The sequence below is a fragment of the Ornithinibacillus xuwenensis genome (assembly GCF_039614845.1).
Lineage (GTDB): Bacteria > Bacillota > Bacilli > Bacillales > Amphibacillaceae > Ornithinibacillus > Ornithinibacillus xuwenensis.
The window spans coordinates 487,945-512,748 of the sequence record NZ_JBDIML010000003.1 but is presented as its reverse complement, the minus strand read 5'-3'; the positions used below and the strand labels follow the sequence as shown (position 1 = coordinate 512,748).

Genomic DNA, 24,804 nt, shown 5'->3' with positions numbered 1-24,804 from the left:
TTTACAACTAATTGAGTATTTACACTAGGATAAATGAAGTTATTTGTATGATATACTTTTATTGTTAGTAATGTGCTTGGGGGGAAATTAATGTCAACTAACAATAAAACAAAATATCTTTCATCAACAGCACTTTCTAAAGAATTAAATATTCCTACTAAGAATGTGTTTGAGATATTACAAACTAATGGTTTAATAGAAAGAGACAATGCTAACTGGATATTAACTGATAAAGGTAAAAAACTCGGTGGAGTAATTAAAACTCACCCTAGGGTAGGCGAATACATAGCTTGGGCAGAATATATTAAAACCAATACAATATTTAGTAGAACAGAAGAAAAATTACTGAATGCCACTGCATTAAGTAATCATTTTGGTGTATCTAAATTTAAGATGAATCCAATATTATCTGAGTTAGGTTTTGTGCAAAAAGCTGTAAAAGGATGGACAATTACTAAATTAGGGTTAAGTATCGGTGGTAAACAACTAGAGTATGATAAAACCGGTGTTCCTTATGTGAATTGGCCAAAAAGTATTTTAAGCAACAAGAGACTTGTGGAGAGTGTAAATGAGATAAATGGTGTTGAATTAGATGAAGTAACTTCCGATGAAATAAATAAATTAAATGACTTTAGAGAGAAATACGTAGCGAAACATAGAACAGCGGATGGGCATTATGTTCGTTCAAGAGCAGAAATGTTGATTGATAACTGGTTATACATGTCTGAGATTGTTCATGCATATGAAAGGAAGTTACCTGTTGAAGAAGATGTATATACTGACTTCTATTTACCTGTTGGAAAAGTATACATAGAATACTGGGGACTTGAAAATGACCCTAAATACATTAAAAGAAAAGAAGAAAAGTTAAATATTTATAACAAATATGGATTTAATTTAATTGAAATTCATGATGAGGACATTCAAAATCTAGATGATATTCTACCAAAAAAGTTGTTGAAGTTCGGAATACAGGCATACTAGAAATTTTAGCTTATTAATAGGCAGTACCCTCAAAAGGTACTGCCTATATAAATGCTATTTTACAACCAACACTGGGCATTCTGCCTCATCTACAACCTTTTTACTCACACTTCCCATTACAAGCTTCTTGATACCACTAATGCCGCGGTTTCCCATTACGACGAGATCGACATCTTTTTCTTTCGTGAAGTCTAGAATTTCATTAGCTGGTTTTCCATACAGTACTTCATATTCCACATTGACTAAGTGTGATAGTCTGTGGCTTGCTTCCGAGATTATATTATCGGGTGTGTTATCTTGTAGATTAGGCTCTGCCGCATTTATTTGTGAGCCAATATTTGGTGGTGGAATTGGCCCGACGTAGGTGTGAGATTGATACAAGTTTGGATCGGAGTCTTTTGTTAATCCTGGCGTCACTGTAGTATCGAGCGATGGCTCATGCACATATCCCACTGTCAAGCGAGCATCACTTAGCTTTGACATATACTCCGCTTTCTTCAATGCCTCCACACTATCATTGGAACCATCAAATGCTACAAAAATTTTCTTAAATCCTTTCATCATCATACACTCCTTCTTGAGTTTTGGATTTTTAAAGGACTTGCTATGTATATAGACGTTATTCGGCATTTTTAAACTTACAGAAGTGTTAAGCGAAGATGACATTGCGGTTACGTAATTTATTCCACTCAAGCTATTAAACTATATTCGTTGCCAAGCAATAGCTTTCATGTGACAATTAAATAAAGAAGAATCCATAAGAAGGAGAGGTATCATGATACATATAGGAATTATTGGTCTTGGTGCAATTGGTCAGCGATTAATTAAGCAATTTAAGGAGCATTCAGAAGTAAAGATTGTTGCGGTGTGTGACCAAATGGAGTCTCTGGTTAATGAAACAGCCTCTTCACTTGGAGGGGTACAAGCTTACACGGATCATCAGGATTTAATTGCAAATGATGGAGTAGACCTCGTGTATGTGGCAGTGCCTCCAAAATTTCATCATCAGATTGTGATGGATGTGTTGCATGCGAAGAAGCACGTACTGTGTGAAAAGCCTTTAGCTAATTCATTGGAAGAAGCTAAGGAAATGGCACAGGCTTCTAAGGAAGCGGGAGTTGTTCATGCGATGAACTTCCCACTTAATTATGAGTCTGCCGCTACAAAGTTTGCTGAATTAATTAACGAAGGTTATATTGGGAAACTACGTCGGGTACAGCTTTCCATGCATTTTCCAGAATGGCCGCGCCGTTGGCAAAGAAATGACTGGGTTGCAGGAAGAGAGCAGGGCGGCTTTGTACTAGAAGTGGGTGTTCATTTTATTCAACAAACCTTAAAGATATTTGGAGACCTGAACAATATCCAAACCCGTTTAGAATTGCCAGCTGATGCGGAGAAATGTGAGACGGGGATAATGGCAACAGCCGAACTTCATGATGGGACCCCTATGTTAATCGAAGGAATAAGTCAGGCTGCTGGAAAAGAGCATATCGGATTTACCGCTTACGGTTCAGACGGTGTTTTATCACTTGAAAACTGGGGCGTTTTAAAAGGTGGTAGGAATGGACAGGAAGTTAGTGAAATTTCAACAGATGGCCAACCTTTTCATAGACTAATTAATGAGTTAGTAAAAGCGATTAAAGGTGAAGATGCAGAAATCTATGACTTTGAAGTTGGAGCTAAAGCACAAGAAGTATTAGAACAACTTCGGAAAATATAGGGAGAATCCATATTAGACATCATCTGGATATGAAAACACGAAAAAGGCTTTCGCTCATATGCTAATGGGCGAAAGTCTTTTCGTCGTTTCTTCTCCTTTATGGTTGTGTTGTACTTGCACGCTCGCATTCTTCAGGTACTTCTATTGGCTCAAAAGGAAGAAATCACTGACATTGCTCCGTGATTTCTTCCTTTTGAATTAAGGTTGCACTTTTGTACGATTATACTTCCACATGATATAGCGGTAACGGATAAAACAACCAATACAAAAGCCACAAAGTGCGATGCTGGATGCAGCTAATACCATGATTGAAAATGTATATGCGAGAATTTCCAAGTTGGTATAGAAGAACAGTAGGGAAAGGCCAACACAAATGGTGGCAATCCATTGATTGAATAATTGTTGTTGTTTATCTTCTTGTTTATATTGACTAGGATCTTTTCTCAAAAAACGCTTACTAAATAGAATAATAGGATTTTGCTTCGTAATTAAGGTAATGACTCCAATTACAAACGGAGCTATCAAAATAGCCGGATTTATGATTAAGCCTAGGAGAACTGTCAAGACTATAAAACTCTGGTTAATCTGAACAAGCGGTTTTGGGATACTCATAAATTTCATCTCCTCTCATTAATTCTTATTATACATAGTAGTTTACTCGGAATAAAGTTTTTTTAACTTTGAAGGGGAGGAAGAGACTTAATTACTCATAAAAATAACTATTTTGATATGATGAAATGTATAAGGGTGATTAGAGATAGGAGTAATTTAGAATAGATGCGTAGATTGAAAGGGATGAGAAGGCATGCCTAAAGATAGAATAGTTAAAAGTGGATTCAAAACAAAGAAGAAACTTTTAATATGGTCTGGAATTCTGGTGATTCTTACATCATGTGTAAAAGTATACATCGATACCAATGTGATGAAAGTAAATAAAGTCCAGTTTCATAATGAAAAAATTCCAGCTGACTCCGAATTCACTATCCTACAAATTAGTGATTTACATAATAAGGAATTTGGTCAAAATAATGAAAAATTGATTCAAACAGTTAAGAAAGAAAATGCCGATATTATTGTGCTAACAGGTGATCTCATTTCGAGAGACACGAATAATTTTAGCAATGTATTTATGCTTGTGGAAAAAATAACAGCCCTTAATAAGCATGTGTATTTTGTTACAGGGAATCATGAATGGGATCATACAAATACACGTAATTTTGTAGAGGGACTTCAAGAACGTAATGTAACTGTCCTAAACAATCAATCTTCATCGATTAAGATAGGGCAGGTAATAATCAACTTAGTTGGGATAGATGATGTTTCTACTAATCATGAAAACATGAGTGCTGCCTTTGTTAATGTTGACAAAACGAACTATACTGTTTTACTTTCTCATGCACCGAATGTAGTGGAAGAATATGAGGATATTTCTGCTGACTTGATTTTAAGTGGCCATACACACGGCGGTCAAATAAGGGTGCCATTCATTGGTGCTATCGTTGCACCAGATCAGGGCTTGCTTCCGCAGCTGGAGAAGGGAACGTATGAAATAAATGAAAATCAATTTTTATATATTGATAGTGGTCTTGGTACAAGTGTTGCACCAGTAAGATTTCTGAATCAGAGTCAGGTTAGTGTGATAACAATTTCGGGAGCGCGTTAATAAGAATGGTAATTGCTAATCAACAAAGCCAGAAATCCGAGAGTGGATTTCCTGGCTTTGTTTTGACTTTATTCTGTTTAATTATCATAAGTAATAGGATAAAAAGGATGAATTATCCTCTAGAAGCGGATGGCTCCTCCCATTTTATCCTACAAAGTGGCAGTTAACACAATCGATAACCCGTTAAATAAACCATGAATGATCATTGCAGGATAAATGGAATGTGTTTTTTCATATGTCCAAGCAAATATTAGTCCAGATAAAAAGGTATATGGTAGTGAGTTATATGTAGGGATATGTACCAGCATAAAGATAAAGGAACTTATGAGAATCCCAGCCCTTACGCCATATTTACTCCTGAACCAACGATAAAGAAATCCTCGGTAAAAAATTTCTTCATAAATAGGTGAAATAATTGCTGCTGAAATAAAGGCAATGCTGATATTCATAAACGATAATCTTGTTTGTAAGCTCTCTGTCTTACTATTATCAGTTCCAATATTGATTAGCACTTCGACTGCTATTGTTACCAAAATAGCACTGATAATTAACATAATGGTCCATCCAATAGTTGGAAGCCAATATGACTTTGAGAATGGCTGTAGTCCTACTTCCTGCCAGGTGAGCTTTTTAGGTTTTATTGCAATGAAATAGACCCCAAATGTAAAAATAATGGCCATAATCAATCCAATAAGTGTGCCGGAATACAATTCATTTTGAAATAGATCCGTTAACGTATGCATGAACAAATACTCAATAAAAAAAGGTACGAGTACTAGCACCAGTACTAATAATAAAATTAATTCCTTCCAGGACCAGGGACTTTGCTTGAAAAATGTATTTTTATTGTTCATCTTGAATACCTTCCTTTTTTGTATGCTATAGTTAGTGTAATTGGTGACGTTACGTAACCTGCAAGTACTTTTTAAAAAAAGGTGGGCTAGGGATGAATTTTCACTCTACTGGAGAAGTGGCAAAGAAGCTAGAAATGTCCGTTCGAACACTTCGTTATTATGATCAAATCGGATTAATGACCCCAAGTGAAAAGTCTGAGAACGGGAAAAGGTTATACAGTGACGAGGATTTACTAACATTAGAAAAAATAACCATGTTAAAAATGCTGAACTTATCACTGCATGATATTGAAAAAATCCTTTCAAAAATTACTATTGAACAATTGCTTCATGCACATCAAGTGTCATTGGAAGAGAAAATGGAAGAACTAACTAAATCTGTTCATCATACAAACACGCTCCTCAATTTGGTGCATCTAGAAGGGGATCTAGCATGGGAACAACTAATACCTCTAGTACAGCAGGCACAGAATGGTGACAGAGTAAGTCAAGATTGGAATAAATATTTTAATCAGCAAGAACAGCTGGTATTAAAGGGAAAGCTTCCCAAAATGGAACAAGATGGACCAGAAATAAGACAATGGATTAATATTATGAGAAGAATTGAGCGATGTTTGGAACGGGGAGATTCTCCGGATTCAATCGAAGGTCAAATTATTGCTGAAGACACACTGATTTTATCAGATGCGTTATTTGGTGGAAATGAAGAACTTGGTAATAAGTTCTTTGAGATACGGAAATCACCAGAGAAGTCCAGAGAAATTAATCTTTATCCCGTGAGTGCAGACGTATTAGCATTTATGGAAAAGGCGATTGAACTATTTGAAGATAGTAAAATCGCGAAGTGTTAGTTAATATACATGATTGCTAAGTCTATGTCCTTTCCAAGATCTAAGTAACCGTACTATGATGAAATAGGAAAGAAGGGAAATTATGATACGTTTCATTCGTTGGTTGTTTTTTATTTGTGGACTACTAATATTTAGCTATGGGATTACAGTTGCTTTGAAGATGCAGTATCTAGGTGTTCATCCGTGGGATGTATTGAACGTAGCTTTATATGAAAAATTAGGGTTATCTATAGGTTCCTGGGCCATTATTATATCGGTATTATTAATTATCGTTTCGTTGGTTTTGGATAAACGCTACATAAAATTGGGGACATTTTTTAATGCAATTCTTGTAGGAGTATTTGTGGATTTCTTTTTATGGTTAGATTTCCTACCAACAGCAACCCATACATGGGTGGATTTCTTAATTATAATTATAGGAATTATTATGATGGGATTTGGCGGTGGTTTGTATAACGCTGCTGAGGTTGGTGCTGGGCCAAGAGACGGATTTATGCTATCCATTTCCGATAAATTAAATGCGCCAGTTGGAAGAATACGAATAATCGTCGAGTCGTTCGTGTTATTAATCGGACTATTCTTAGGTGGACCTGTATTTGTATTTACCTTTATTTTTACATTCATTCAAAGTCCTGTTTTTGCGTTTACATTTTCCAAATTTAAGCGCGCAATTTTTATTATCGAAAAGCAGTATCAGCAAAGACAGTTGTCTAAATCTAGGGCATAGTTTTTTGTTTTCTTTTTACGAGAGAAAAATTAATAATAAAGAGTGATGAGCATGAGTTATCAGCAAAAGAGACTGGTTTATTTCATCGTAGTTGTTATGATGATATTATTTGGCTTAGCTTCAAGAGTATACAGTCATTTTCTTCCGTTCGTGATTGCCGAAAATGCTGGGGATATACTGTGGGCGATGATGGTTTACTTTGGTTTCCGGTATTTATTGGTGCAAGGTAATATGCACACATCTCTTTGGGTGAGTCTTTTATTTTGCTTTTGTATCGAATTCTCACAGCTTTATCAGGCGAATTGGATTAATTTGATACGTAATACGATAATTGGAGGATTAATTTTAGGAAAAGGCTACCTCACGGTGGACTTATTTCGTTATACGAGTGGGATTGTAATTGCCTTTTTCTTCGATAAATTATTTCATGCTTGTTCAGTAAAGAATACTAAAAAACAATCCTAATGATTAGGGTTGTTTTTATTTTTGGTAACATATTTGAACCTGATATGTAGAAACATAATGAAGGAGGTGTTTACATGAGTAAGAAAAAGTTGCCAAATGGCGGATTTAGTGATGAACAAGCTGTCAGAAAGAAGCTATCTAAGCAATTCGATCATGAGTTTGCAAATGAACCTCTGACAGCAAATGAAAAATATAATAACAAAAAAACGAAAAAGAGGCAGTAAAGCTCATGATTCTAAGGAGTGCATTTAATGGAACGTCGAAATACTGGATCGGAAGTAACACCACATCGAGATGGTAAACGAGAGAGTATATTAAATGATGCAGAAGGAACTCAAATTGGTATGAGTACCAATATGGATAGAAATGAAAAATACTCTTCTTTAAATCAAATGCATGATGAGCAGTTGAAAAAGTTTGAAAAGATGATGCGAGGAAATCCGGTTAATCATGAGGATTAGTATGACTTTCTCCTTCAAAGTATTTCCGTAAATCAAAAAGAAGTAACCGCATAAACCTAGTTTAGAAGCGGTTACTTCTTTTTATCATTTTATACAATTCCACTTTTTTCTCCAAATAGTTTTTTAAAATAAGGAGCAGCTTCGATCATCTTCGCTCCATACCAAAACATTTCCCCGTCTACAATAATAGGTTGAACATGAGGTAATAATGCTTGGAATTCTTCTAAGTGAATTTGTCTAAACGGATAAGGCTCAGTTGCTAATAGAATGTAGTCCAATTCTGCTTGCTTAAAATCTACTTCGGATACGACGGGGTATCTTCCTTCCATTTCTGTAAATGGATTAATGAAGCCCATTTTACTAAGCAATGATTGAATAAATGTATGGTTACCGACAACCATATATGGCTTCTTCCAAATAACATATGCAACTCGTTTTCCGGATACATTCGGAAGTGTTTGGAATTCCGATTGGATTTGTTCCACGAGATTTGAAGATTTTTCAGTTCGGCTAGTGATATTTCCAAGATCGTTAATCATACGGATAACATCTTCCATTCCTGTGATTTCAAACACATAGACGGGATAATGCTTTTCAAGCGTCTCCACGATTTCCTTCGTGTTTTCTTCCTTTTCAGCAATAATAAGGTCAGGCTTTAAGGCATGGATGCGATCAAGTTTGATCTCTTTTGTACCACCGATATTTTCGGCCTGCTTTACTTTATCTTTCGGATGAACACAGAATCTTGTTCTCCCAACAATTTCTTGTTCGAGCCCGATATGATACATGGTTTCAGTAATGGCAGGTACAAGGGAAATAATTCGTTTTGGCGGAAAAGAAAAAGTGACTGTTCTTCCAAGGTGATCGGTAATGCGTTGCATTTCAAACCCTCCTTGTAGCGATATATGTACTTTTAGTGTAACGAAGAGTAAGCGTGTTGTCACGAATGGGGGTGACAATATTAGTTGGTTTCCGAAAATGTATTATTCAAGTAGGAAAAGTTTTTATTTTCAAATATAGGTATATTTTGTAAACTAATGAAGGAACTAGTAAAATTACCGGATTGGGGATGATTGTAATGAATGTATGGATATATAAGAACGTAGATACAGAGCGTGCAGAAAGTGCTCTACAAAATTCAGAAAAAAACAGAGGAGAATGGAAACGAAATGAACTCAGTTATCATAAGGAATTTTCAACAAACGGATATGCCCTTATTAGGTGATTTCTATCAAAAAGTTACAAAGGATAGAAAAGTAGTGTTTTGGTGGATTGGACCCGAGGAGAATTGGGAGAATCTTTTGATGATAAACAGATGATTGCGAAGGGGCAAGTTGAAGTTATTAATAGTGTTCCAGAGAGTCATCCAGCGGACAGTAAACACACCATTTTTCTCAATCTTAAAGCACTACCTGGTCGTGAGTCAGACTTTGATTTACTCAATAGCCTTTATGATCGCTTGCATGATCGTGCATTAACCATAAAAGAGGAGCTCTCATCTAGTCATCAAACCATTTTTTGTGTTGGAAACTTTAGTTCAGAGGTAAACAATAACCGATATTTTCTCGAGGAGAAAAATTTTAAGCCTCTTAATACACTATACACAATGAAAAGAGATCTTCATCAGCCGGTACAGGATGTTGCATTAGCCCATGGAAATCTGATATGGGACTTTTGGAAAATGGAAACAGTGGAAGAAGAAAAGGAATATTTAGCTGTAGAATGTGAAATTTGGCCAGATGCAGCCTTAGGTGAAAGAAGATTACATGAATACAAGGGTAACGAGGACTGGACAGCCATTTCAGTAAGACAAAACGGGAACATAATCGCATGTACAATGGCTTGGAAAGATGAAGAAATTGGCGTTATCGAAGATGTATTTGTCAGAGAAGCATGGCGAAAACAAGGAATTGCTAGATTCCTTTTGACAAAGGCGCTTCTTTACTTGAAGGAAAAAGGATTGGGTGAAGCACAATTAATGGTAGATACAGAAAATGAAAAAGCATTAAACCTCTACAAATCTGTTGGGTTTGAGGTTGTGGAAGAGGAAAAACGCTATTTTGTCGAGCTTGTTTAATGCGAAGAGGATAGCTCATCGAATTGACTCGGTGGGCTATCGATTTATTACGAATATTTCTCTAAAAATTGTCTATCTTCCTTTGATAATCGCTCCTTGTTTACGAATAATTCATCCACTAAAAGTACCTGTCCATCCACTAAAACTTCTTCTGTTAAAATACATGGAATCGTATATGTAATTGGATTACCAGCGTTATCATAAAATAAATAGCCTTCCTTTTCGTCATAAATAAAGGAATTTATTTTCATATTTGGTGTGATGAATAATGTAATCTTCTCCGTATCGTTCCATATTATTTTTATCACTGTTTTTTTCTTGGATTTCGATTCTACTAAAGCTTTTAAAGCGCTTAAGGAGACAGCTTTCTTCATAATCATATCCTCCATTTTCAGTTTCTTATTCTATTAAATAGGTAAGAAGATGCTGAAGGATTATTCCTCCAGCATCAATACAACTAACTGATCGCCTTCATCAAGCAAGATCTTTTCCTTAAAGGTGACAAAAACGAGGTTGCCATTTTTCTTTTTCATACATAAAGGTGTTCCATTTAATGGTAGCTCTTCTTTTAGTACTGTTTTTTTATTTTCAATTTCTATCGTTTGAAGAGAGTAGCCAATGTTAACCTTCTTATTTAGTTCTGTAAAAGTTTCCCCTTCACCAAAAAGTAAGTTTGCCTTGAGAGAAGATGGAAGCTCGGAATTCTTTGTCTTATGACTACCTACTGGCAGGGCGAAGATGTTTTGGTAACCGAATTCAGGAATATAGGATTGGCATACAAGCGCATTGTATGCGACATCTCCTGTCATGGATAAAATCATGTCATAAGGTGTCATGTCAATTTCAAATTCACTTTGCTCAGATAGGATTTCTCCATGGTAGGTTGCAATCCCTATCCTTCTAGCTTGGTGCAAGCGGCTATTAGATGTATCTGCTATTAATACAGGTGTGCCTAATTGTTTTAAATGCTCAGCAAAGGCGATGGAAAAACTACTTGCTCCGACAATAATGATACCAGTAGACTCTGTGTTAGCTAAACCCAGTTTTTTTGCAATAGGTCCAATGGAAAATCCATGTGCACAGACCGTAATAAAAACTAATGCTAAGGTTAGCGAGGTTAGAATAGATGCGTGCTGATAGCCATCATCTATCAGCAACTCAGCAAAATACCCTGAAACGGTTAATGCTACAATCCCTCTTGGAGCAATCCAGCCGACAAGGGTTTTTTCTTGTACAGAGAGCTCCGTACCTATTGTAGAAATCCAAATTGATAGTGGTCGGACTAAGAATAGCATTGCCAACACAAAGCTAAGTATTGGCCATGTGAATATTTCCAAGATAGTCTCCTGGGATAGGGAAGCGGTAAGCAAGATGAACACTGTAGAGGTCAGCATTACAGAGATATTCTCCATGAAATGACCGATACTACTGATGGAATGAACATGCTTTTTCGTTCGAGCTAATGTAAGTCCCATTACGGTTACCGCAAGCATTCCTGTCTCATGCATGATTGCTTCCCCTATCGTGAAACAAATTAATACAAAGCAAAATATAATAGGAGATTTCAAGTATTCTGGGAATACTCCTTTCCCCACAAGAAAACTCATGATAATTCCAATAACGAACCCGACAATGACAGCTATAATGGAGTCGACAAAGAAAGGGATGAAATCACTATAGCTAAAAGACTCTGCTGATGTAATTTTAATAATTTCATAAGCAAAAAGTGCAAGTAATGGGCCAATCGGATCAACAATGATTCCTTCCCACTTTAATACCGAAGCAATTCTTGATGTTAATTTTGCCTGTCGTAACAAAGGAATGATGACAGTAGGTCCCGTTACAACAAATAAGCCACCGATGATAAAGGAAATCTCCAGACTAAGCCCAGCAATAAAGTGGGCTGCTAATGAACCACCAATCCAAGCTATAAAAGTACCAATCGTTACGATTCGGTATACGGATTTGGAAATGCCCTTCAGCTCTCGGACATCGAGGCTATTACTCCCCTCAAATAAAATCAACGCAACAGCTAGGGAAATGATTGGACTGTAGAGGCTCCCAAGTGCTTCTTGCGGATTAATTAAACCAAACATCGGGCCAATTAGCAGCCCAGCAACTGACATAATGACGATCGATGGCCATTGAATTCGCCATGCTAACCATTGTGAAAAAATACCAAGAGAAATAACTATTACAATACTAATAAGTGCAAAATCTTGGTGGATAACAATCACCTTCTTAATTCTTTCAAGTAAATTTTGTCCAATAAAAGTAGTTTATCATGCTAAGTTGTAACTAGCTAATGTAATATCTATTCTTTGCTTGAATACCTTTTTTATCCCGTATGCACTTGGTCAGAAGCTTGTATTATATTAGTGGACACTACACGCTTAGAGAAGTTGACATAGCCTCAAATAACATGCTCAATTTGCGACAATAATTTAACAATCATAGCTAAATAGTACAGAAGGTTAAAAAAGTACAGATAATATTAAAAGATTACCACTTGTTAACGCTTACATACCAAATGCAAGTAGCTATAATGAAACTTGTAGATAGAAAGCACTATTAAAAAAGGGAGTTGGAAGAAATGAAAAAGACTTTGAAAGCGTTAACTTTTGGTCTTGTTGCCATCATGTTAATGTTCGTTCTTGCTGCATGTAATAGTGAAAGCAGTGGTAAAGGTGGGGCAGTTAGCGTAGGTATCGTATTACCTACAAAAGATGAGCCTAGATGGGTTCAGGATGAAGAAAGATTTAAGGCTGCTTTAGATGGCTCTGATTATACAACTGAGATTCTATTTAGCCAAGGTTCATCTGCTAAAGAAAAAGAAAATGTAGAAACATTAATCAGCAAAGGTATTGATGTTCTGATTATCGCTCCTCATGATGGAGCAGCAGCTGGTGCATCTGTAGAGGCTGCAAAAGAAGAAGGAATTACTGTTATTGCTTATGACCGTCTAATTACGGACACAGAAGCAGTTGACTATTATGTAACATTTGACAGTGTTGCAGTTGGAGAAGCGCAAGGTCAATACTTAATCGATAATGCAGAAGGTACTGGCGTTCCACTTTACCTATATGCTGGTGCTTCATCTGATAATAATGCATTCTTATTCTTCGAGGGTGCATGGAAAGTGCTTCAACCGAAGATTGCTGACGGAACTTTCGTTATTGCAAACTCAAGTGAAGCGGAAGCATTGAAGGATAAGTCAGAGCTTACTCGTGATGAAATGGGTGCTATTTTAGGTCAGGTAACAACAAACTGGGATCCAAGCGAAGCAAAAAATAAAGCAGAAACACATTTGACTGCTGTAAGTGAAGACATGAAAGGTGATGTCGCAATTCTAGCACCAAATGATGGAACTGCACGTGCTATTGCTGATGTATTCGGTTCAGACCCTGCAATTTCAAACTATGTTGTAACAGGTCAAGATGCAGAAAAAGCATCTATCCAATATATTCTTGATGGCAAGCAAACAATGACAGTGTTCAAAGATGTTCGTACACTTGTAAGTGACGCAATGGGTATGGCGATTGACATTCTGGAAGATAAAACTCCAGAAACAACTGGTTCTTATGATAACGGTGCAACAGATGTAAAAGCGAAGCAAACAGATGTAATCGTTGTGAATAAAGAAAACGTTCAATCTGAACTCATTGATTCTGGTTACTACGAAGCAAGCGAATTCACAGGATTAGAATAATAGAATAACAAGATGAAATAGTAATAGGCTTTCCTATTACTATTTCATCATTCTAACTTGTTTTGTAAAAGGGTGGTAGCGATGAGTGAATACATTCTAGAGATGGATCAGATAACGAAGGATTTTTCAGGAGTTAAAGCGCTAAACAATGTTAACTTCAAGGTGAAAAAAGGTGAAATTCACTGTTTAGTTGGTGAAAACGGTGCTGGTAAATCAACGCTTATGAAGGTTTTAAGTGGAGTTTATCCGTATGGAACTTATGAGGGCAATATTATTTTTAATGGTGACGTACAAAAATTCACGAAAATTAGTGATAGTGTAGATGCGGGTATAGCTATTATCTATCAGGAACTAGCTTTATTTCCGGATTTATCCGTATATGAAAATTTATTTGTAGGTAATGAAGTGCAACGCAAAGGCGTTGTTGATTGGAATCAAACAATAGTCGAGTCAAAAAACATGCTCGAAAAAGTGAAATTGAAAGTAAATCCTGATTCGTTAATTAAGGATTTAGGAGTTGGAAAACAGCAATTGATTGAAATCGCGAAAGCCCTCAGTAAAGAAGTCAAATTACTCATTTTGGATGAGCCAACAGCTGCATTAAATGAAGATGATAGTGAAAATCTACTTGAACTTCTCCGCGAGCTGAAGAAAGAAGGCATTACGAGTATCATGATTTCTCACAAGCTGAAGGAAGTAATTTCAATTGCTGATAGTGCTACACTACTTCGCGATGGAAATACAATTTGTACGTTAGACGCATCGAAAGGCGAAATCACGGAGGCTGCCATTATCAAGAATATGGTAGGACGAGAAATTAGTGATATCTATCCGAAGCGTGATAATAAATCGTTTGGTGAAAAAATTCTAGAAGTTTCAAATTGGTCAGCATATGATCCGCAAATTGGTAAGCAAATCCTAAAGGATGTTAATTTCCATGTGAGACAAGGAGAAATTATTGGGGTTGCTGGCTTGATGGGAGCAGGACGTACAGAGCTTGCTCAAAGTATTTATGGGAATCCAAAATCCTATAAATTGCAAGGTGACTTAACAGTTGAAGGTAAACGGAGAAAGTTTAAGCATACAAAAGACGCAATTAAAGCAGGCATTGCTTATGTGACAGAGGATCGTAAAGGTGATGGCCTATTTTTAACCCAAGATATTAAAAACAATATCTCCGTTAGTAATCTCAAAGAGATTTCTGCAAGTGGTGTGATAAATGAAAATGAAGAGATTAAAGTTGCAGAGGAATACAAGCAAAACTTAACCATTAAGGCTTCGTCTATTGAACAGCTGGTTGGAAATCTAAGTGGTGGTAACCAACAAAAGGTCTCTCTTGGTAAATGGCTTTTTGTTAACCCAAAACTGCTAATCTTGGATGAGCCAACTCGAGGTATCGATGTAGGGGCTAAATTTGAAATCTATACCATTATGAATAGTCTTATTGCGGAAGGGATGAGTATTATTATGATTTCCTCTGAGCTTGGAGAAGTTTTAGGAATGAGTGATCGCATCTACGTAATGGCTGAGGGTGAAATAAAAGGTGAGCTATCAGCTGAAGAGGCTAATCAAGAAAAAATTATGCAACTTGCTACGCAATAGGGGGTGGAGTCAATGAAATTTTTGACTGAATTAAAAACGTTATTAACAAACAATATTCGTGACTATGGAATGTATATCGCTTTATTTGTGATTATGTTGACGTTTACGATTTTAACAGATGGCTTGTTTTTATCTTCTCGTAATATTAGTAATTTACTAGATTCCGCAGGGTATATTGCTGTACTGGCAGTTGGGGTAATGATCGTTATCGTTATACGCCATATTGATTTGTCTATTGGCTTCCTAGCTGGATTTCTTGGTGCTATTGCAGCTATTTTACTCATGGAAGTTGGCATGCCAGTTTACTTGGCTATTCCAGTCATCCTTCTAATTGGAACAGTTATCGGTTTGACTACTGGTTTACTTGTTGCAAAAGTGGGGATCCCTTCCTTTGTGGCAACACTTGCGGGCTGGCTCATCTTTAGAGGAGCGCTCTTACAAGTAACAGAGGATTCTGGAACTATTATTATCCAAAATGATGCATTTAATGCAATCGGTAATGGATATATTCCGTCACTTGGCCAAATAGGTGGATTGCATTTGCTTTCTGTACTTGTTGGTGTATTAGGAATCTTATTCTACATTTATGGAGCTGTATCAAAACGTAGCAAAATGGTGAAGTATAATTTTGAGGTTGTATCAAAGCCGATTTTTATTGTACAGCTCGTGTTTGTTTCGGCAATTATTGCATACATTACCTGGATTCTGGCAGGTTACAATGGGCTATCATGGACATTGGTTATTATTCTACTTGTCGTGATTATCTACCATTTCATTACAACAAAGACAGTCATTGGACGTCATGTGTATGCGGTGGGAAGTAATCCAGAAGCGGCACACCTAAGCGGAATTAACGTTAGCAAAATCACGTTGCTAGTATTTGGTTCAATGGGATTGCTTTCTGCGCTATCAGGGATACTATTTACTTCTCGTTTACAATCGGCTACCACGACTGCTGGTACTTTGTTTGAGCTTGATGCAATTGCAGCAGCCTATGTCGGTGGAGTTTCTTCTGCAGGTGGTGTAGGAAAAGTAACTGGAGCAATCATTGGAGCTATTGTTATGGCTTCTCTTACAAATGGTATGAACCTATTAGGTGTCGGTATTTCGTATCAATATATGATCCGTGGGGGCGTATTAGCCTTAGCGGTTATCTTCGATGTAACGACTCGTAAACGTGGAAAATAGTTTTACGTGTAGAATAGAAAAGGGAAAAGAGGGGCTGATAACTGCCCTTCTTTTTGTCTTGTTTTGATTTGAATATTCTCAAAAGGAAACATTCTCCTTTTTCAAAATAATAGCAGAATTGCAGTATTCAACAGTCAACAATAGGTGGTATGATGATTATAGTTTCCTCTAGAAAGAATGATTTGGTTCATCCGGACTGGATAAAAGAGAAAGGAGCTACCTCTTTTGCGTAAGACAACCCTTATCATGTTAAGTACCATATTTATCATACTTTGTTATTTTACAACTGTATCTGCTGTACGTGTATTTCAATCAGACTTGGAATTGCCTAAAGAAATCACACCAGATCAAACCCAATATCGTTTAGTACTGATTACTCAGGATATTGACACACCTTTTTGGGATCAGGTAGGACGAGCAGCAGAGAATAAAGCTAGGGAACTAGGGGTAAGCCTGGAAATATGGGGAAATTACGGTAGTCATCAAGAGGATTTCTTGAAAAACATCGAAATTGCAATCCAGTCAAAAGTGGATGGAATAATTGTACAAGGACTTGATTCACAAGCATTTAAAGAGCTAACAAAGGTAAAGGCTTCTTTTTATGGAATTCCAATTATTACGGTGGCCAATGATGTTCCAATGGATGAAAGCCTTAGAAGGACGTATGTCGGTTCGAATCAATATCAGGCAGGTAGAATGATAGCGGCGCAATTGATAGCCGATATGGGACCGTCTGGAAATGTTGTCTTAATGTATAATCATAATCCAGAACATTACCAGCAACAACGACTTCAAGGAATAGAAGATAGTTTGAAGAATTATCCAGATATATCAATTGATTATGCAGAAACTGAGAGTACTAGAGACGAAGTAATCACTGCAACACAAGCGGTTTTAAATAAGGTACCTAACGCATATGCGTTTATAGCGGTTAATGCGAATACAGTTGGAGCAATGATTCAAGAAATAAGCAAGCGTTATCAGCCAGAGCCATTTTTTATTTATTCCTTTGATGATGGCCCTGAATCGTTAACATTAGTTGAACAAGGCTTATTAGACGGTATTATCAAACAATCTCCTGAACAAATGGGGAGCCAAAGTGTGAAGCTAATGACGGAATGGTTGAAAGGTGAGACCGTTCCACTTGATGCAAACGGCTATTTAACCGAAATTCAAATCATGAAGGCGACTGACATACCATGAGTAAAATACAGAAGAAGATATGGACGGTTTCTATGGTTATTTTGGCCATTATGTCCGCTATTTGGATAACACTTACTTACTATAATAATAAAACATTAAACCAATATAATGAAATTCTAGAGCGTTACTTGAATATGAACGAGGTGACCAATGCAAGTCAGCAGGTGATTGATGATTTAAATGATTATATGCTTCACCCGTCTTTGGATAACCTCGAGCAAATCGAATTAAGTAAGCGTAAAGTACTTCAAGCTAAAAATGACGTTTATAATCTTCGAAACGAAGAAAATAATTTTAACCTAACAAACTACATCCATTTAATCGATAGTTTTATAGAGGCAACGGATCGGTTTATTATATTTTATTCAGAAAATGAAGTGGAAGCTTCTGCAAAGGAATTTACAGAAGCAACGAGTATTTCAAACCATATTTCAGATATGACGCTCACATTAATCGACAAAGAATTAAAGACATATGACCGAATTTACCTTGGTATCATTACACAGTCGAAGGATTTAAAGGAGCTTGGCATATGGCTAATTCTTCTAATTGCTTTCATGCTGCTTGTTATGTCGTATTGGTTTTCACGTAGTATTACAAAGCCGGTTCTTCAGCTTACCAAAGCAGCGAATGAGCTATCAAAAGGACGTTTTGACGAACAGGTTAAAGTGGATACAAATGATGAAATTGCATTTCTAGCGAAAACCTTTGATCATATGCGAATAAACATCAATAAATTATTCCTCGAAACGAAGCAAAAGGCTCAACTCGAGCATGAGCTTCAACAGAATAAGATTCTTTTACAAGAAAGCCAGTTTCGTAGTTTGCAAAGTCAAATAAATCCACATTTTTTGTTTAATACGCTGAACACACTTTCGAAAAAGGCTTATCTGGAAGGATCACAGGAGACAAGTGATTTGCTAGTTAATGTAGCGGGGTTGTTACGATATAACTTAAAGCAAATGGATCGATCTGTTACCCTACGGGAGGAAGTAGTCGTATTACAGCAATACATGGAAATTCAAAAGGCAAGATTAACGGATCGTCTCAAAATTCATATGGAAATTGATGAAGCGTGTCTAGATATCAAAATTCCTACATTAACTCTACAACCATTAATTGAAAATGCAGTGATCCACGCTATTGAGCCGAGAGAGGATGGAGGCAATATATGGGTGCGCATCCTAAATGGAGATAAACGGATTACCATCGAAATTGAGGATGATGGTATGGGGATGGAAGCAGATAAAATTGAGCAAATTCTTCTGGAGAAGTATAAACAAACGGAAGGACACTCTACTGGTATCGGTTTTAGTAATGTTGTGAAGCGATTACGCCTGTTTTATGGTTATGATGATGTTATTGAAATTGAAAGCGTTTTAGATAGGTATACAAAAATTGTGCTGAAACTACCGATTTTAAGGAGGGAAAACAATGATACAGCTCCTAATCGTGGATGATGAACAGATTGAGCGAGACGGAATGAAGGCTATTTTGCATAAATCATTTCCGAGTCTAGATATCCAAGAGGCAAGGAATGGAAGAATGGCTATCGAAATGGCGGAGCAATTAAAGCCAGAGTTGATTTTAATGGATATAAAAATGCCTGGCATGAACGGCTTGGATGCGCTTGAACAAATCATTGCAATTAGTCCGACTACGAAATTTGTAATGGTTACAGCGTATGATACATTCGATTATATGCGTCAAGCAATTAAGCTGGGGGCTACTGATTATTTGCTAAAGCCCAGCAAGGCAAATGACATTGTGGAAACGGTTGGGAAAGTACTGAAGGAAATTGTAATGGAACAAAAATCCCGGGTGACTAATGAACGACAGCAGATTGTGTTTCAGCAGACAATGGCTGTAATTGAAACCGATGTTGTCACACAGCTTTTATTTGAGCATGTTCACGAGGTTCATTTTGATATGCTAGTAGAAATTTTAGATATTAACACGAACAATGAAGTGTTTGTCATGAATATCCGGATGCCTGCTGGCGCTGAGCATCTTTATTCTACGGTTAAAGAAAAGGTGCGACGAATAGGCTTTAGTTTAGTTGGTGCACTATATGAAAATCAACTACCAGTTGTGGTATTTCGAAATGGTGAAGCATCGTTTAGGTCACAAGCGGTAAAGCTAGCTCGTGAGGTTTTATCTGTAAAAAAGCTCTATGATCAAGCCGGATGGTATATTGGAATAGGTAATGTCTATCCCACATTAGCCGAGGTTAAGAAATCTTATCATGAAGCATTAATAGCAACAATGGAAAAAGCTTCGCTGGCGTTATACCAATTTCACTCGGAAGTAAAGTTCGTCGAAGAAGCATCCAATGAGCAGAAGCTAAAGGAATTGAAAAAAGAAATCCGTGACCATATTCGACTTGGGCACTGGGACAAGGTGCGTACCGAAGTGATGAGCGTTATTCAAATGCTTGAGAATAAAGGGACAAATGCGATGCAAGCACAGCAAAGGGTATTGGAAGTGCTTTGGGTAGTTTCAAGCATATTAGGTGCTATTGGTATGGAAACCAACACACCACTCTATTCCTTTCAAACGCCTGATTACCGACAGCTTCGAGCTGAAACCGGTCAATTACTAGACCAGATGAAGGAATTATACATTAATTATTATAAACGACTCGAAGCAGATAATATGGAGCAAATTAAACAATATATTATGGCGCACTCCCATGAAGAGATATCATTGGATACATTAGGGACAAAGATGGGGCTGAGCCCGATATACATCAGCAAGATGTTTAAGGAAAAGCTAGGAATCAATTATATTGATTTCCTTACTGAATGTCGAATTGAAAAGGCTAAGAATTTGATGAATGATCCTAATCGTAGCATTAAAGAGATTGCGATTGAGGTTGGGTATCATGAACCGAATTATTTCAGTAAAGTGTTTAAGAAAATAGTCCATGTCTCACCAAGGGAATATCAAAATACCATTCATGGAAAAAGGGTTAGTGACGGGTGATTTGGAGAAAGGAGCGCACGCATTGAATAGAAGTCTTGGGTTACTTACTGGAATAGTTGTTACGGCACTATTTTTATTATTAATTGGCTGCGAAGACGAAAATACGTCTGTAAAATCTCCTAATCAATTAGAAGAAGAAGTGTCCAGTGAAAAGGAGCCTACCTCCGATGATACAATAAAAATTGGTTTTTCCATGGATACGTTAGAGGAGGAACGTTGGGCGAAGGATAAGGAATTATTCCGGGAGGAGCTAGAAGCGTTGGGAGCGGAAGTGGAAATTATGGTTGCCAACGAGGATGCTGCCCTCCAGATTTCACAGGTAGAAACATTAATCAGTAATGGCGTCGATTTATTAGTTGTCGTACCCTATTATACCGAAACAGCTGCAGCGATTGTGGAAAAAGCACATCTAGCTGGAATTAAGGTATTATCCTATGATCGGATCATTAAAAACGCCAATATTGATTTATATGTTTCCTTTGACAATGAGATGGTTGGACAGCTTCAAGCGGAGGCAATGACAAATCTAGTTCCAAAAGGGAAATATGTATACATTGGTGGAGCAATAACAGATAATAACGCTATCCTAGTCAAAAAAGGTGTGTTTAATATTCTTCAACCATATATTGATCGTGGGGATATAACAGTCGTTTATGATCAATGGACAGAGGATTGGAATCCAGATAATGCCTATAAAAATATGCTTGCCGCACTAGAAGCCAATAATAATCAAATTGATGCAGTGATTGCTGCTAATGATGCAACGGCTGGTGGTGTCATTCGTGCGCTAAAGGAAAAAGGACTAGAAGGCAAGATTCCAGTTGCTGGACAAGATGCAGATTTAGCCGCAGCTCAGCGAATCGTGGAGGGTACTCAGACATTGACGATTTATAAGCCCATTCGTGCGCTTGCTAAAGAAGCGGCAGAGCGTGCTGTTCAGCTCGCTAGTGGAGAAGATGTGGAAGCCGACCGAGTTATTAATAACGGAAAAATTGAAGTCCCATCTGTTCTTCTCTCGCCAATCATCGTTAATCAAAACAATATCGATGAGACAATCATTGAAGATGGCTTTCATTCCAGAGAGGAAGTTTATCATCCATAAAGCCACTCTTGAACAGAGCACTATTATAAGCTAAGCTTAGGATAAATATAGTATCTAGTCAGTACAATGTAGTATTACACCTGTACTGACTTTTTTTAGGGGGAGAAAGATGGCAAATGATAAAAATACGAAAGGATATCGTGTTGTTGTAATTGGAGTTCTTGTCGTTAGTTTGATTCTGAATGTTGTTTTACTATCAAGGACAACCAAAATGGAAGCACAAGTAAATCAAGTAATTGACATGCAACACAATTTGATTAGTAATGTCGATGGTCAATCAGTTCACATACAGGGAATGCTTGAGGATATGAAGGAACAGCAAAGCTGGATTACTCCAATCACTTTGGATATCATTTCAGCGAAAGAAAATGATAGGCAATTTTCATTTGAATGGCAAGTGAAGGAGCTTCAAAAGAATTCGGAGATTCTATTTCATTATAAACTTGACAGTCAAGAGGATTACACCTCCATACCTGTTAAGGAGGTTGAGCAAGGCTTTTTTCAAGCAAATGTTTCAATAGAGGTCCCGTTGAAACCTGAATGGCATCATACCGTAACAACGCAGGATGAGGACGCTAAATATGATCAAGGAATAAAAGAAATACTCGAAGAAAATTATCAGGATAACGAATTAATGTATTATGTTTCTGTATCATCTAATGACCTAGTTAAAAGTGGAGAAGTTCAGTCAGAACATCTTGGAGACTTTGGGTCTGAGCAATACGGTATTATTCAATCAGAAACACATCTATACGAAGATAATTACAATTTCCTATTGGTCAATCATAATGAAGAGAATCCATCTAATGAAATAGAGGAAGTGTATCTTCTAAAGTATGAAAATGAAACACTTTTGGAGGAACAGATGCTGACGTTTGATAGCGGGACTAATTCGTTTAAGCTAGTGCAGCAAAAGCAATACGAGGATATGCGGTTAGTAGCTAGAGTTGTCTATCAGGATGGAAAGGTATTTGAAAGGGAAGTTTATTAGAAGAGCTACATAGTTTTAGTATAGGGAAAAACGTAATAGTCGAATAATAAGTTTTAATAGGAGTTATCGTGATACAACGATTTCTCCTGTTTTTTATTGCTACTAAGTCTAATGTTCAACATGTCTTAAAGAAAGGATTTTTATGATAATACTGTGAAAGCATACCATGAACTAGAAATTTGATAAAAACGGACAAAAGAAAATTTTCAAACTTTGATATAATTACTTTAAGAGAGATTGTTAACGATACTAGCTGGGATTAGGAACTAGATAGGTGGTGAAGGATGAATTACTTGGATTATGTTCAGCGTGCAATCGATTTTATAGAGGATAATCTGCAAGAGGACATAGAGCTAGAGGGAATTGCCAGAGAAGCTGCTTTGTCTGTTCCTCATTTATATCGAATGTTTTATTCCTTAACAGGGCACCCCATCAAGGATTACTTACGTAAGAGACGAATTAGCATAGCAGCAGAGCATTTGAAAAATTCGAATCTTACAGTGTTGGATATCGCACTTTCAAGTGGATTTGAATCACAGGCTTCCTTCTCAAAGTCATTTAAAAAGATTGTTGGGGTTAGTCCAAAGGTATATAAAGAATCTGATGTTCATTATTTCTATGAACGGATTAATCTATATGAAAAAGTAAATTATTTAGAAAGTCGTGAGTTATTTGAGCGATACCCTGATGTCAAGGTCATTCAACTGAAGAACATGATGGTGCTTAGCTATATACATAAATCAGGCTCAGCAGAAGGTATCGAGATGGAGGCATTCACGTCAGCACAAGCATTATTACATCGCAATAAAATTAACACGAAGAACATAAGGTTTTTTGGACGTAATGTGGAAGCTGATAACCAGAGAAGCTTCGAGCATAATAGAGATCATTTCCGCTATGAAATACTCGTACATGTCGATGAGGTCAATAATCTATCTATAAAAAATATGGAAGTGAAAGAAATAGCTGCTGGCCTTTATGCCGTTGGTGCAACCCAGGTAGATAAGGAGCAAAAAATTATCGGTCTATGGAATACCCTCTTGTCTGAATGGCTACCAAAAAGCTCATTTATTGAAGGGTCTCATACTTATTTAGAAGAGTATATTACGTATCATGATAAGCTCGTTCGAATGAAATTATATTTACCAATAGAGCGGAAGGCAAATCCAGAGGTAATGAAAGTGGAGGAAGTGGAACCGTTTTGGGTTGCTTATAGTCGTTGTTATGGAGCCGATTCACAAGAAAAAGCAGACATAACGTTGTCGAAGTGGTTACAAACGGAAAGTCATTTCATTGACCATTCTAATAATAATCTATATGTCTCGTATGACTTTGGTAATGAGAAGGAAGTAGCCCATTGGAGTGAATACGGAATCTCCTTTTCCAAACAAAACGAAAGGTCAACTGATTCGAATATTCAGCAGAAAATTCTTGGTGGAGGACTATTCGCTGTCATGGAAACGAAAGCATATGGAACACTTACAGGTGTCTTGGAGATTATTCATCGCTGGATTGTGGCGGAGAATAAGTATGTATTAGATAGTACAAGACAGTGGTTCGCGATGTACTATCCTTCAACCATTACCAATGACATTACGGTTAAATGTTACATACCAATTATGGAAAGGAGTATGTGAATGAATATAGCAAGTGATAAAAAAGAAATTATACCAGAAGATTTTCGGCCAAAGCAGACCCCACATTCTTTACGAGTCATCATGGGGAAAGCAAATAGTCAGGATATAAATAGGAGTAATGTTGTCATAAAAGAGCTTGGAGAAGTAAAGCTAATTGGATTTCGTGTGCTGTGTGGCAACAAGGACTATCAAGAAGAAATCCATAAAGCTGCATGCATCCTTCAAGAGAGAGTAAAAGAAATAAAGCATGTCATGAATTCGGGTAGGCAGGTTGGAGCGTATATAGTGGAGGATACAGTGCCTGAGAAGGATGGTTACTGGGTATGTGTACAAGTATCTAGTTTTCAGCAAGTACCAGAAGATATGGTTACCTTAACCGTTCCTCCACAAAAGTATGTAACGATGATGCATAAAGGTCCTAATACGTTAATCGGAAAAAGCTATGAAGTAATACATAATTGGATGGTTATAAAAGACTTAAAACGTGCTTCCTATAGCTGGAAGCTAGAATTATATCAAGCAAACGAAATTAATCCAACAGATCTTCATGTTGAATTGTATGACTCTATCTATTAAAAGGAAAAG

26 protein-coding genes are annotated in these 24,804 nt (G+C 36.9%); 20 read left to right on the top strand and 6 right to left on the bottom strand.

Annotation, left to right across the window (positions count from 1 at the left end):
- Positions 1-90: 90 nt before the first annotated feature.
- A complete protein-coding gene (locus ABC228_RS12070) occupies positions 91-984 on the top strand; it encodes a glycerol kinase (protein WP_345825395.1) in 894 nt (297 codons plus the stop codon).
- A 54-nt stretch (positions 985-1,038) separates the two neighbouring features.
- On the opposite strand, the gene ABC228_RS12065 is transcribed toward ABC228_RS12070, so the two are convergent.
- Positions 1,039-1,545 (bottom strand): universal stress protein, encoded by a 507-nt coding sequence (locus tag ABC228_RS12065; RefSeq protein WP_345825394.1) that lies wholly within the window; start codon positions 1,543-1,545, stop codon positions 1,039-1,041.
- Between the two features lie 214 nt (positions 1,546-1,759).
- Between ABC228_RS12065 and ABC228_RS12060 the strand changes: the two genes are divergently transcribed.
- Complete coding sequence (locus tag ABC228_RS12060) at positions 1,760-2,704, top strand: Gfo/Idh/MocA family protein (protein ID WP_345825393.1); 945 nt, start codon at positions 1,760-1,762, stop codon at positions 2,702-2,704.
- A 198-nt stretch (positions 2,705-2,902) separates the two neighbouring features.
- On the opposite strand, the gene ABC228_RS12055 is transcribed toward ABC228_RS12060, so the two are convergent.
- The gene (locus ABC228_RS12055; protein WP_345825392.1) at positions 2,903-3,316 is read right to left on the bottom strand and encodes a DUF4395 domain-containing protein; all 414 of its coding nucleotides are present in this window, start codon (positions 3,314-3,316) and stop codon (positions 2,903-2,905) included.
- A gap of 193 nt (positions 3,317-3,509) precedes the next feature.
- On the opposite strand from ABC228_RS12055, the gene ABC228_RS12050 reads away from it, so the two are divergent.
- Positions 3,510-4,367: a metallophosphoesterase gene (locus ABC228_RS12050; RefSeq protein WP_345825391.1), complete on the top strand. Its 858-nt coding sequence runs from the start codon at positions 3,510-3,512 to the stop codon at positions 4,365-4,367.
- Positions 4,368-4,516: 149 nt separating this feature from the next.
- Here the strand turns inward: ABC228_RS12050 and ABC228_RS12045 are convergent, their stop codons facing one another.
- Positions 4,517-5,221, bottom strand: coding sequence for a CPBP family intramembrane glutamic endopeptidase (locus ABC228_RS12045; protein WP_345825390.1), 705 nt, complete (start codon positions 5,219-5,221; stop codon positions 4,517-4,519).
- A 92-nt stretch (positions 5,222-5,313) separates the two neighbouring features.
- Here ABC228_RS12045 and ABC228_RS12040 point away from each other — a divergent pair, with 92 nt between their 5' ends.
- The 5 genes from ABC228_RS12040 to ABC228_RS12020 all read left to right on the top strand — a co-directional run bounded on the left by ABC228_RS12040 (position 5,314) and on the right by ABC228_RS12020 (position 7,725).
- Positions 5,314-6,072: a MerR family transcriptional regulator gene (locus ABC228_RS12040; RefSeq protein WP_345825389.1), complete on the top strand. Its 759-nt coding sequence runs from the start codon at positions 5,314-5,316 to the stop codon at positions 6,070-6,072.
- A gap of 82 nt (positions 6,073-6,154) precedes the next feature.
- Positions 6,155-6,799 (top strand): YczE/YyaS/YitT family protein, encoded by a 645-nt coding sequence (locus tag ABC228_RS12035; protein WP_345825388.1) that lies wholly within the window; start codon positions 6,155-6,157, stop codon positions 6,797-6,799.
- A 51-nt stretch (positions 6,800-6,850) separates the two neighbouring features.
- The gene (locus ABC228_RS12030; protein ID WP_345825387.1) at positions 6,851-7,264 is read left to right on the top strand and encodes a ribosomal maturation YjgA family protein; all 414 of its coding nucleotides are present in this window, start codon (positions 6,851-6,853) and stop codon (positions 7,262-7,264) included.
- Between the two features lie 74 nt (positions 7,265-7,338).
- Positions 7,339-7,488 carry a small acid-soluble spore protein SspO gene (sspO, locus tag ABC228_RS12025; protein ID WP_345825386.1) on the top strand — a complete coding sequence of 50 codons (150 nt, stop codon included), beginning with the start codon at positions 7,339-7,341 and terminating at the stop codon, positions 7,486-7,488.
- A 27-nt stretch (positions 7,489-7,515) separates the two neighbouring features.
- The gene (locus tag ABC228_RS12020) at positions 7,516-7,725 is read left to right on the top strand and encodes a hypothetical protein (RefSeq protein WP_345825385.1); all 210 of its coding nucleotides are present in this window, start codon (positions 7,516-7,518) and stop codon (positions 7,723-7,725) included.
- A gap of 89 nt (positions 7,726-7,814) precedes the next feature.
- On the opposite strand, the gene ABC228_RS12015 is transcribed toward ABC228_RS12020, so the two are convergent.
- Positions 7,815-8,606 (bottom strand): ABC transporter substrate-binding protein, encoded by a 792-nt coding sequence (locus ABC228_RS12015; protein ID WP_345825384.1) that lies wholly within the window; start codon positions 8,604-8,606, stop codon positions 7,815-7,817.
- A 197-nt stretch (positions 8,607-8,803) separates the two neighbouring features.
- Between ABC228_RS12015 and ABC228_RS12010 the strand changes: the two genes are divergently transcribed.
- Entirely contained in the window at positions 8,804-8,950 is a 147-nt protein-coding gene (locus tag ABC228_RS12010; protein ID WP_345825383.1) for a hypothetical protein, read from the top strand.
- Between the two features lie 42 nt (positions 8,951-8,992).
- Complete coding sequence (locus tag ABC228_RS12005; RefSeq protein WP_345825382.1) at positions 8,993-9,802, top strand: GNAT family N-acetyltransferase; 810 nt, start codon at positions 8,993-8,995, stop codon at positions 9,800-9,802.
- A gap of 47 nt (positions 9,803-9,849) precedes the next feature.
- On the opposite strand, the gene ABC228_RS12000 is transcribed toward ABC228_RS12005, so the two are convergent.
- Together ABC228_RS12000 and ABC228_RS11995 are read right to left on the bottom strand one after the other, a co-directional pair.
- Positions 9,850-10,176, bottom strand: a complete 327-nt coding sequence (locus ABC228_RS12000) for a hypothetical protein (RefSeq protein WP_345825381.1) — start codon at positions 10,174-10,176, stop codon at positions 9,850-9,852.
- Between the two features lie 60 nt (positions 10,177-10,236).
- Positions 10,237-12,039 (bottom strand): cation:proton antiporter, encoded by a 1,803-nt coding sequence (locus ABC228_RS11995; protein ID WP_345825380.1) that lies wholly within the window; start codon positions 12,037-12,039, stop codon positions 10,237-10,239.
- A gap of 356 nt (positions 12,040-12,395) precedes the next feature.
- Between ABC228_RS11995 and ABC228_RS11990 the strand changes: the two genes are divergently transcribed.
- The 10 genes from ABC228_RS11990 to ABC228_RS11945 all read left to right on the top strand — a co-directional run bounded on the left by ABC228_RS11990 (position 12,396) and on the right by ABC228_RS11945 (position 24,795).
- Positions 12,396-13,511 (top strand): sugar ABC transporter substrate-binding protein, encoded by a 1,116-nt coding sequence (locus ABC228_RS11990; protein ID WP_345825379.1) that lies wholly within the window; start codon positions 12,396-12,398, stop codon positions 13,509-13,511.
- Between the two features lie 81 nt (positions 13,512-13,592).
- Positions 13,593-15,113 (top strand): ATP-binding cassette domain-containing protein, encoded by a 1,521-nt coding sequence (locus ABC228_RS11985; protein ID WP_345825378.1) that lies wholly within the window; start codon positions 13,593-13,595, stop codon positions 15,111-15,113.
- Between the two features lie 12 nt (positions 15,114-15,125).
- Positions 15,126-16,301: a sugar ABC transporter permease gene (locus tag ABC228_RS11980; RefSeq protein WP_345825377.1), complete on the top strand. Its 1,176-nt coding sequence runs from the start codon at positions 15,126-15,128 to the stop codon at positions 16,299-16,301.
- A gap of 225 nt (positions 16,302-16,526) precedes the next feature.
- Entirely contained in the window at positions 16,527-17,504 is a 978-nt protein-coding gene (locus ABC228_RS11975) for a sugar ABC transporter substrate-binding protein (RefSeq protein ID WP_345825376.1), read from the top strand.
- The gene (locus ABC228_RS11970; protein WP_345825375.1) at positions 17,501-18,964 is read left to right on the top strand and encodes a sensor histidine kinase; all 1,464 of its coding nucleotides are present in this window, start codon (positions 17,501-17,503) and stop codon (positions 18,962-18,964) included. Before ABC228_RS11975 ends, ABC228_RS11970 begins: the two co-directional genes overlap by 4 nt.
- Positions 18,939-20,489: a response regulator gene (locus ABC228_RS11965; protein WP_345825374.1), complete on the top strand. Its 1,551-nt coding sequence runs from the start codon at positions 18,939-18,941 to the stop codon at positions 20,487-20,489. The genes ABC228_RS11970 and ABC228_RS11965 overlap by 26 nt, the downstream gene beginning before the upstream one ends.
- Before the next feature lie 22 nt (positions 20,490-20,511).
- Complete coding sequence (locus tag ABC228_RS11960) at positions 20,512-21,591, top strand: sugar ABC transporter substrate-binding protein (RefSeq protein WP_345825373.1); 1,080 nt, start codon at positions 20,512-20,514, stop codon at positions 21,589-21,591.
- Positions 21,592-21,700: 109 nt separating this feature from the next.
- The gene (locus ABC228_RS11955; protein ID WP_345825372.1) at positions 21,701-22,582 is read left to right on the top strand and encodes a hypothetical protein; all 882 of its coding nucleotides are present in this window, start codon (positions 21,701-21,703) and stop codon (positions 22,580-22,582) included.
- A gap of 284 nt (positions 22,583-22,866) precedes the next feature.
- On the top strand, positions 22,867-24,219 hold the full coding sequence (locus tag ABC228_RS11950; RefSeq protein WP_345825371.1) for a helix-turn-helix domain-containing protein: 1,353 nt from the start codon (positions 22,867-22,869) through the stop codon (positions 24,217-24,219).
- Complete coding sequence (locus ABC228_RS11945) at positions 24,220-24,795, top strand: GyrI-like domain-containing protein (protein ID WP_345825370.1); 576 nt, start codon at positions 24,220-24,222, stop codon at positions 24,793-24,795.
- Positions 24,796-24,804 lie beyond the last annotated feature (9 nt).